7 protein-coding genes are annotated in these 10,189 nt (G+C 58.8%); 3 read left to right on the top strand and 4 right to left on the bottom strand.

All coding sequences use genetic code 11. From position 1 onward, the window contains the following. Together H5U08_RS03950 and H5U08_RS03945 are read left to right on the top strand one after the other, a co-directional pair. A partial coding sequence (locus H5U08_RS03950) for an SEC-C metal-binding domain-containing protein (RefSeq protein ID WP_297030405.1) occupies positions 1-1,187 on the top strand: 1,187 nt, incomplete at its 5' end. Between the two features lie 122 nt (positions 1,188-1,309). Further along, positions 1,310-2,728 (top strand): 3-deoxy-D-manno-octulosonic acid transferase, encoded by a 1,419-nt coding sequence (locus H5U08_RS03945; RefSeq protein WP_297030404.1) that lies wholly within the window; start codon positions 1,310-1,312, stop codon positions 2,726-2,728. A 43-nt stretch (positions 2,729-2,771) separates the two neighbouring features. Here the strand turns inward: H5U08_RS03945 and H5U08_RS03940 are convergent, their stop codons facing one another. Both H5U08_RS03940 and H5U08_RS03935 read right to left on the bottom strand, forming a co-directional pair. Further along, positions 2,772-3,185, bottom strand: a complete 414-nt coding sequence (locus H5U08_RS03940) for a thioesterase family protein (protein ID WP_297030403.1) — start codon at positions 3,183-3,185, stop codon at positions 2,772-2,774. Positions 3,186-3,277: 92 nt separating this feature from the next. Beyond that, positions 3,278-3,919: a hypothetical protein gene (locus H5U08_RS03935; RefSeq protein ID WP_297030402.1), complete on the bottom strand. Its 642-nt coding sequence runs from the start codon at positions 3,917-3,919 to the stop codon at positions 3,278-3,280. Between the two features lie 883 nt (positions 3,920-4,802). On the opposite strand from H5U08_RS03935, the gene H5U08_RS03930 reads away from it, so the two are divergent. Then, entirely contained in the window at positions 4,803-7,793 is a 2,991-nt protein-coding gene (locus H5U08_RS03930) for a vitamin B12-dependent ribonucleotide reductase (RefSeq protein WP_297030399.1), read from the top strand. Between the two features lie 193 nt (positions 7,794-7,986). On the opposite strand, the gene H5U08_RS03925 is transcribed toward H5U08_RS03930, so the two are convergent. Both H5U08_RS03925 and H5U08_RS03920 read right to left on the bottom strand, forming a co-directional pair. Continuing rightward, on the bottom strand, positions 7,987-9,759 hold the full coding sequence (locus tag H5U08_RS03925; protein WP_297030396.1) for a formate--tetrahydrofolate ligase: 1,773 nt from the start codon (positions 9,757-9,759) through the stop codon (positions 7,987-7,989). 84 nt (positions 9,760-9,843) lie between these two features. Continuing rightward, positions 9,844-10,189 (bottom strand): formyltransferase family protein (locus H5U08_RS03920; RefSeq protein WP_297030393.1); only part of this gene is annotated, 346 nt, incomplete at its 5' end.

The following is a 10,189-nucleotide window of genomic DNA, read 5'->3' as shown; positions in this document are numbered from 1 at the left end:
TCAATACCCGCTGGCGACTCAATCTCAAAGAGCGAGATCTGCGGCGGATCCCACGGGATCAGCTTTCCGAATTCCTCATCGAGAAGGCCCAGGAGTCCATCCGCACCGTCGATTTGAGCGAGGGGGCGAAATTTCTCGATCCTGATTTCGGGCTCAAGTCGGCCATCAACTGGGTCCGCAGCAAGTTTGGGATCGAGCTCACTCTCGAAGACCTTCGTGATCGCGAACCGGCAGCCGTCAAGGATTATGTCTACGAAGCGGCCCTCAAAGCCTATCGCCAGAAGGAAATCGAGCTCCCGCTGCGGGTGGGCCTCAGCCGGTTCATGACACAGGACGCCTTGGGACGGAAAGTCTATGATCGGGAAACACTGGCGCGATGGACGAAGGCGCGCTTCGGTCTCGAATTGAGCGAGGAAGACCTGCGGCAGCGCTCGTGGGAGGAAATTTCCGCCCTCTTGTGGGAAGCCAGCGAGCGTGATTACGAGAAAACGGAGGCCCTCCGGACCGAAGGCGAGTCCCTGCTCGCCAGTCTCTTCGAGGAAAGTGGTGACGATGTAAGGGCGAAATGTCCGCGTAACCATCCCCGGCTTGTGGAATTCTGCCGCTGGGTTCACGAACACTTGGGGATGGAATTGACTCCTGAAGAAGTCAGCCGCATGGAACGTCGCGATTTGGAATGGAAATTCCGCGACGCCTTCAATGATCGCTATTCTCCCGAAATGCGGCAACTGGAACGCTTCCTCGTGCTCTACACTCTGGACAGTGCCTGGAAGGACCACCTGCTGGTCATGGACCACCTGCGGAGTGCGGTGAGCCTGCGGGGCTACGCCCAGGTGGATCCCAAGGTGGAGTACAAACGCGAGGGAATGCGGCAATTTGAGCTGATGTGGGAGTCGGTGGCCCGTCGTGTCACGGACCTCATCTACCGCATGGAACAACTGGATGACCGGTTCGTGCGCTCGCTGTGGCGGGAGACGCAGGCCGTCCACGACAGCACACCCTCCAATTCGGCCATTCAGGAAACGATGAAGGAACAGCAGGAAACCATCGAGTCCACACAACAGACGGCCGGCAAACGGCAGCCCATCCGCAAGAAAGGCCCGGATGTGGGACGCAATGATCCCTGTCCATGCGGTAGCGGCAAAAAATATAAACACTGCTGCATGCGGAACCGGGGCGCCGCCTGAGAACGACCGACACGAGGTGAGGACGCAGCTATCGGTTGCCGCTTTCGCATCCATTGGAGATGGGGTGGAAATTGGTCGCCGGAGCTTGATGTGAGCACGGTATGCGGGGAAAGGAGGCCCCGATGATCTCATTCATGGATCTTGCTTACTTCGCCGGTTTAAGCCTCCTGTCGCCGGTCTGGGCGTGGCGGTTGCTGCGGTATCCCCAGAAGTACCGACAGGGGTGGCGGGCCAAGCTGTGGGGTGATGTGCCCGCGCGAGAGAGTGCCCTGCCGTGCCTGTGGTTCCACGCGGTGAGCGTGGGGGAAGTCAATCTCCTGCGGCCGCTCCTCGTCGAAGTCGAACGCAGGCTTCCCGGTGTGGATATTCGGCTCAGTACCACGACCCGCAGCGGCTTCGAAGTCGCGAGCAAGAAATATGCGGCCCTGCACCCGTTTTACACTCCGTTCGATTGGAGCTGGGCTGTTCGTCGTGCTGTCGCCCGCATTCGGCCATCGGTGCTCGTTTTGACGGAGCTCGAGATCTGGCCCCAGCTCATCGCGGAAGCCAAAAATGCGGGGGTCCGAGTCGCCGTGGTTAACGGTCGCTTGAGTGACCGCAGCTTCCGCGGGTATCGGATGGCCATGCCGTTTCTGAGACCGACCTTTCAAAGATTGGATGCGGTGGCCGCCCAGGACCAGCGCACAGCCGAGCGGTTCATCGCGCTGGGGGTTCCCTCCGACCGGGTGTTTGTCACGGGATCGCTGAAATTCGACGGTGCGGAGTGTGATCGCGGCAATCCCCACACCCAATCTCTGCGAGAACTGGCGGGGATAGCTCGTGACGAAACGGTGTTTCTGGCAGGGAGCACCCAGGAAGGCGAGGAGGCCGCCGCACTGGAAGTATTTCGACGATTAGCACCGACCTTTCCCCGCCTGAGGCTCATTCTCGTACCCCGCCATCCGGAACGGTTTGAGAGCGTCGCCGAGCTTCTTCGGGCAAGTGGTTTGCCGTGGCTGCGGCGTTCCGAGCTGGCTCCCGACCGTCCGCTCCCAGTGCATTGGCCTGACGGGCAGCGGACACGAGTCCCACCAGCGTTCGGTTCTCAGCGCCACGTGGATGTCCCGTCCGGGACGCCACAGCAACGAACGTTTCTGCCCGTCATCCTCGTGGATACCGTGGGAGAATTGAGTGCCTGGTGGGGCCTGGCGGATATTGCCTTTGTGGGAGGAAGTTTCGGCAACCGCGGGGGGCAAAATATGCTGGAACCGGCTGGTTACGGGGCCGCCGTCAGCTTTGGGCCCAACACGTGGAATTTTCGGGATATTGTAAAATCGCTGCTGCAAGCCGAGGCCGCCGTCGTCGTGCACGATGCCCGGGAGCTTGAAGTTTTTGTACGCCGCTGCCTGGAACAGCCTGCCTACGCGCGGTCACTCGGCCAGCGGGCACAGAATCTCGTTCTTTCGCACCGGGGAGCCACTCTGAAAACATTCGAAATCCTGCGGCGTTTGCTCTCTGCTCGAGAAAAAGAAGCAGGTCTGAAGCTCCGGCGCTCGGCGTGAAGAACGAGCCACGGGATCGCCGCCGCCAAACGGCTATCGCTGATCAGGCAACCTTCGGCTGACTCGCTTCGAATTCTTTGCGGACTTCTTCCGGTACTGGCTGCACCTGTCCGGAACGATCGACGATCGCGAGTGTCACGTTGCCGCGGCACAGGAGTTCGCCATCTCGGTAGAGCAGGTATTCGTGCTCGATTTTGTACGCCGTGACGCGTTTGACGATAGTCCGCAATCGCAAAAGATCGTCGTACCTTGCCGGCTGATAATAGCGGCATTCCGCATGCACCACGACCACGTACAACCCCTGTTCTTCCCACTGGCGGTAGTTTCCTCCGGAGGCGCGGAGCAGCTCTGTGCGTCCCATTTCAAAATAAATGAAAACCCGACTGTGGTGCAAAAACCCCATAGGATCGCACTCGGGGTACCGCACCCGGATTTCGATTTCATGTTCCCGAAGCATGGGCTTTCCTTTTCATCCCATGAACACAGGTGCAATCGCCACAGCGTACCGCGAGAGCGGCTACCCCTCGAAGGGTGGCGGAAAGTTCCTCATTATCGCATATCGACGGTAGGTGAAATGACCCGGCCGGACTGATCTTCGAGTCGACATCGGAAGGGGCCATCTTCCGGCCGCCATCCCGGGATCACGAGCATGAGGTTGCCGCGGGCATCCAGTTTGACAGCCAGGCGGTACTGCTTTCCGTTGTTTCCTTCAATTAACCAGAAAAACGAGCCATTTGCCGGTGCCGTTCCCCCGCGGAATTGGTAATCCACGCTGAAGCCCATCATTGTTCCTTCCGGACCTGTCATCGGCAGGGCTACGGCGGCCGACAGTTGGACGGGAAGGTCGGCCGGGTTGGCTCCGCCGATCGGAAAAGCTGGAGAAGGTTGGCCTCCAGGTAGCGGAGAGCCGGGTAAAGGCGGTGGGGACATCGCTGCGGAATTTGCGGCCGGTCGATCGCTTGCTGGACCAGCAGGTGTTATCGTGGACTGTGGGGGCGGGGGAGCGATTTTCGGGGTCGTTTCCCCTGTGACACCCGATGTGTGACTGGCAATCGCCGGGGCCGGGGATGGCTTTTGTGGCGTCACCCGAAAGGCCGAGTCGTCTGCACTCTTCATGCATCCGCCAGAAAGCCACAGCAGACTCACAGCAAGACAGAACCAGGTCTTTTCCGCCACCATCGTCAGTACCATCCGCGTATCTGCCAGAGTTGTGGACGGCCGGCAGCCACGCCCATCAATGCTTCCGGCCTAAAGCTCCGCCCACGATTTCAGTGTACGTCGATTGTGCTGCCTTTGGTATTCGGATGAGGGGACGCGCCGGTAGGAAATTGCGGCGCAACCTGGTCACGTCTGCTGGAGGAAATTCGACCCTGCCGCCAGCGAAAATCGCTTCGAAATTTTGAGCGATTCCCCGGGCGTGACGCGCAAGTTGCCGGAAGATTTCCTAACTATTGTCTCTGCAATGCGTTACGTGTTTCGTCGAACAGGCCGGATGGGGATGGCGGGAAAAGCCATGGAGCGCAGGTCGCCATGTGACGGTCACTTACGACAGGCAGGTTCGGGGCTTGACACGGGGCGAGGGCGCGGTACACTCTTACGCTATGTTGTGCATGCATTGACCGCGGGATACAATAGATAGTGGCGAGGTGAATCTGCCCTCATCCTGCACCAGAAGAGGAAGCTGGTTCCCCAGGTGGTGGGGTGGCCGTCTCAATTTGGTCAACCTGGGTGAGGTTGATGTGTTTTGTTCGAGCGGAACGGAAAAGGATGGATGGGCTTCGGAAATCTGGGTGATCTTTTCAGACTGTTCAAGCTGTGTAAAGTGAACGCGGGATTCCGCTTGGACAGTGAGGACAGCTTTTTGGTGGAAAGGTGTTCTCATCCGTGAAAGCAGTTTCCAGTGACCAATCAACGGGGTTGATGGGGCCGAGGGAAGAGTGTACATTAGTACACTTGCTTGCACGTTCCTGACATACAAGCGTGTGGTTGTGCGGCGGATGGCCAAGCTCGCTCGGTGCGTCCGCAAGGTCTGCGAGTTAGATGAGGAAAACCCAAGCATCAGGAGGTGACTGCAATGGCACAGGAAAATCACGCTACCCTTCCGCATAACTCGGTTGCCGAGGGCAACGCAGCAGCCCGCTCGGGGGTTCGCGGGATCAGGATTGATCCTGTGTTTTGTCCGCCCGATGTTCCCTCGCCGTTTGACACCGTGAAGTGGACACGTCGGACCGCTGTCATCAAAAGTGACGCGGGTGGCGTCCATTTTGAACAGCCGGACTGTGAAGTGCCAGAGACGTGGAGCCAACTGGCGACGAATATCGTCGCCAGCAAGTATTTTTACGGGGAGCTCGGCACGTCGCAGCGTGAATCCAGCGTGCGGCAGCTCATCCACCGTGTGTGCCGCACGATTGCCGACTGGGGAATCGCCGACGGGTATTTCGCCTCAGCGGAAGACGGAGAGCGGTTCTATCGCGAACTGGCCTGGCTGTGCCTGCATCAGCACGCGGCGTTCAATTCGCCGGTCTGGTTCAACGTGGGCCTGTACCATCAGTACGGAATCAAAGGGGCTACGTGCAATTGGCGATGGGATGCCAAAGAGGGCAGGGCTGTGCAGCCCGAAAACCCCTACGAATATCCTCAGTCTTCCGCCTGCTTTATCCAAAGTGTGCAGGACAACATGGAAGACATCATGGAGCTGGCTCGAAGCGAAGCCATGCTCTTCAAGTTCGGCTCCGGAACGGGGACCGACCTCTCCACCCTGCGATCGTGTCGGGAAAAGCTGTCAGGCGGTGGCAAGCCCTCGGGCCCGCTTTCCTTCATGCGGGTGTACGATCAAATCGCCGCTGTGGTGAAAAGCGGAGGAAAAACCCGGCGGGCGGCGAAGATGCAGTCCCTCAAGGTGACCCACCCCGACATTCTGGAATTTATCGAGTGCAAATCCAAAGAGGAGAAAAAGGCGCGTATCCTCATCCAAAACGGCTATCCGCCGGAAGAGGCCTACAGCTCCATCCTTTTCCAAAATGCCAATTTGTCGGTCCGCGTCACCGATGAATTTATGGAAGCAGTCGAAGCCGACCGGGAATGGGTCACCCATTGGGTGACGGATCCGACCCGCGAAGGGCCTCGCTACCGGGCGCGGGAGTTGATGCAAAAGATGGCCGAGTCTGCCTGGAGTTGTGGTGACCCCGGCGTCCAGTACGACACCACGATCAATCGCTGGAACACCTGCCCGAATTCAGGCCGTATCAATGCATCGAATCCCTGTTCCGAGTACATGTTCCTCGACGATACGGCGTGCAATCTGGCGAGCATCAATCTCATGAAGTTCCGGCGCGGGGATGGCACGTTCGACGCCGATCGTTTCGTCGCAGCCTGCCGGATCATCTTCATCGCCCAGGAAATTCTCGTTGATCACTCGAGCTATCCCACGGCAAAGATCGCCAGGAACAGCCACCTGTTCCGACCGATCGGTCTGGGTTATTCCAACCTGGGCAGCCTGATTATGGCCTCCGGCCTGCCCTATGATTCGGACGAGGCCCGCGGTTTGTGCGGTGCGATCACGGCCCTCATGCATGGAGCGGCCTGCCGGACGAGCACGGAACTGGCGGCGGCCGTGGGGCCTTTCGCCGAGTTTGAGAAGAACCGGGAGCCGATGCTACGGGTGATGGAACGCCACTGGGAAAAGGTGGAGGAGCTGGAGCATGCTCCGGAATACCTCAAAAACGCCGCCCGAAAACTGTGGGATGAGGTTCTCGCCAATGGCAGGCGATATGGATTCCGCAACGCGCAAATGACGGTACTTGCGCCCACGGGCACGATCAGCTTTATGATGGATTGCGATACAACCGGCATCGAGCCGGATTTCGCCCTGGTTAAATACAAGCAACTGGCGGGGGGTGGCACACTGAAGATCGTCAATCAGACCGTTCCCCTGGCTCTGAGAACTCTGGGTTACTCGGAAGAACAGATCCGCGAAATCGTGGCCTATATCGACAAGCACGACACTATCGAAGGGGCGCCGCATCTGAAGCCCGAACACCTTCCTGTTTTCGATTGTGCCACGCCACCGCCGGGTGGTAAGCGGTACATCCACTGGAAGGCCCACATCCTTATGATGGCGGCCGCCCAGCCGTTCCTTTCGGGGGCAATATCGAAGACCGTCAACATGCCCCGCGATGTGAAGCCCGAGGACATCGCCAACGCCTACATGGAGGGTTGGCGATTGGGGCTGAAAGCCCTGGCGGTCTATCGAGACGGCTCGAAGGAAGTGCAGCCGCTGGTCTCAAAGGCGTCCACCGAAAAGACCGCACAAGCGGTGCCCGCACCGCGTCGCGAGCGGCTGCCCGACACCCGACGCTCCATCACCCATAAGTTCTCGGTCAACGGACACGAGGGCTACATTACGGTGGGGCTTTATCCGGATGGGCGTCCGGGTGAGCTGTTCATCACCATGGCCAAGGAAGGAAGCACCATCGGTGGGTTGATGGACTGCTTTGGGACGGCGGTCTCGATGAGCCTCCAGTATGGCGTGCCGCTGGAAGTCTATGTGAACAAGTTCTCTTACACCCGGTTTGAGCCGATGGGCTTCACGACGAATCCGGAAATCCGGACCGCCACGAGTATCGTGGATTACATCTTTCGTTGGTTGGGGATCACATTTCTGCCCGGCTACAGAGAAAAACTCAAGAGTTCCCAGCACGTTCTGGAACGATTAACGCCCGCGCCAGAATCCACGGCGGTTGGAAGCAACGGGGCTCCCAAGGCGGAAGCAGCATCCACTCCCGGTAGTGGAGAGCGGCGTGGTGATCCGTGGGAATCCCTGGGCGGGCCGCTTCCGGAGCGGCTGGCCTCCCTCGCGGCTACGCTGACACAGCCTTCATCGGCGGGTAACGGGCAGCTTCATGGCACCAAGCCGGCTCTGCAGCCTGCGGCAACGGCGACGCTGGAAAGCTATCTTCCGTTCCAGGATGATGGGCCTCCGTGCGATTTGTGCGGTGCTATCACCCGCCGAGCCGGCTCTTGCCATGTTTGTCCAAATTGCGGCCATAGTCTGGGCTGCTCGTGACAAGATCCCGGAGAGAGGTTTCCGGTTTGTGCCTCGATCGCATGGTGAGGTCAATCGGGCCTGATAATCCGGCGAGGTAACCGTTGCTGGTTCCGAAAATGTGCCCTGGCAGGTCGTCCATCCAATCGGACCTGCCAGGGTTTTTGCATAGATCGTCGAGATCGGCACGAGGTGATGGTTCGGTTGGTCGTCTTCAGAAAAGCCCTGTGACACGGCCGGTCTTGACGTCTACGTCGATGCGGCGGAACGCGGGGTCTGAGCCCGTTCCTGGCATGAGGGATATTTCACCGGCCATCGGGCAGAGAAACCGCGCACCCCCGTAAAGAAGGATGTCTCGAATGGGAAGAGTCCATCCCTTGGGGGCACCTTTGATGGTCGGATCATGGGTGAGGCTGAGGTGCGTTTTGACCATCATCGTGGCAAAGTCCCGGTATTTTGGATTGTTTTCAAATTCCTTGAGTTTGGCCTCAGCCTCGCGGGAATACTCCACGCCGTCGGCGCCATACACTTCACGCGCGATTTTCTCAATCCGTTCACTGAGGGGTGTGTCGTCGTCGTACAGGTAACGGAAAGAGACGGGCTGTTCGCAGGCGTCAAGGACGGCGTCAGCCAGTTCCAGGGCTCCTTCTCCGCCGTATCGCCAGTGATTGGAGACGGCGACTCTCGCGCCACTTTGTTCGGCAATGCGACGCAGCAGCCGGATTTCCGCCGGGGTATCGGTGGGAAAAACATTGATGGCCACCACCGGGTGGATGCCCGACTTTTTGACGATATTGATGTGGTGGAGGAGATTGGCGGCTCCCGCTTCCAGCCACGCTAAATTCTCTTCGAAGTATTCTTTGGGGATCGGTCGGCCGGGAGGGCAGGGCGGGGCTCCTGCCGTCACACCATGGTGTTTTAACCCCCGTATTGTTGTTGTGATGACGGAGACATGGGGAACTTTTCCCAGGTACCGGCACTTGACGTTCCAGAATTTTTCGAAACCGATGTCCGCCCCAAAGCCCGATTCGGTAATGTGATAGTCCGCAAGTTTCAGACAGATCTGGTCCCCGATGACGCTCGATTGTCCAATCGCAATATTGGCAAAGGGACCAGCATGCACAAAGCACGGCTGGCCCTCGATGGTTTGAATGAGGTTCGGATTGATGGCACTGCGCAGCCAGGCGGTCATGGCCCCGGCCACTTCCAGATCTTCGCAGGTGATGGGACGGTCTTTTTTGTCATAGGCCACGATGATCTGCCCGATACGCTGGCGAAGATCCTCGAGACTTCGGGCCACGGCGAGAATAGCCATGACCTCGGAGGAGCTTGCGATCTGAAAGCGGCTCTGCATCATGTAGCCGTCCATCCGGCCACCGATGCCGATAATGATATTCCGCAGCGCCTGGGCGCAGAAATCGATGACCCACCCCATTTCCACACGGGTGGGATCAATATTCAACCGTTTCAGTCCTACTTTAGCCAGTCGCTCGTCGTCGTAATTGCGCTCGTGCTGGAGTCGCGCCGTAAGGGCCACCATGGCCAGGTTATGGGCGTTCATGACTGCGTTGATATCCCCCGTCAATCCGAGGGAAAACTCCGCGAGGGGGATGACCTGAGAGAGGCCCCCTCCAGCAGCCGAACCTTTGATGTTCATTGTGGGACCACCGGAAGGTTGGCGGATGCACGCCGTCACTCGCTTCTTGCGTCGGCCCAGTCCCTGGAGCAACCCGATAGTAGTGGTGGATTTGCCTTCACCCAGCGGTGTGGGAGTGATGCCTGTCACCTCGATGAACTTTCCATCGGGGGCGTCGCGCAGGCGCTCCATCACCTTGAGGTAATCCACTTTGGCAATGTAGTGGCCATGAGGCAGAAGCTCTTCCTTTGTCAGCCCCAGCTCTTCGCCGAGCTGGTAGCACGTCTTCATCCGCGATTCGGCCTCCAGAGCGATTTCCCAGTCGGGATGTTCAGTCGGATCGAGCGGCATGGATACCCTCCCAGTTGACTTGCCGACACACAGATCGGGGGTTGTATTTCTTCTGAAGGCGAAAAACGGAGGCGGGGCGAGCCGTCACAACTCGAACCCCACGTCCTTGGGGGGAAGAATTCTCACTTTGCGGCCCTCCACCTGGACCCGGCCCTCGGCAATCAGCGTGATGGCCTCAGGATAGGCCTTGCATTCCTCCGCAAAGACCCGAGCCGCCAGGGTTTCGGGTGTATCGTCGTCGAGCACAGGCACAACTCTCTGCAGGATGATTGGGCCATGATCATAAAGATTGTCCGCAAAGTGGACCGTACACCCGGTGATTTTGGCCCCATAGTCCAGGACGGCTTGATGGACGCGGAGACCGTAAAAGCCCTGACCACAAAACGCCGGGATGAGGGCGGGGTGAATGTTCACGACGCGATTCTCGAAG

It is taken from the genome of Thermogutta sp. (assembly GCF_014359955.1).
GTDB lineage: Bacteria > Planctomycetota > Planctomycetia > Pirellulales > Thermoguttaceae > Thermogutta.
Note: the sequence above shows the minus strand (reverse complement) of the source record. Positions and strands in the feature narration are given on the sequence as shown.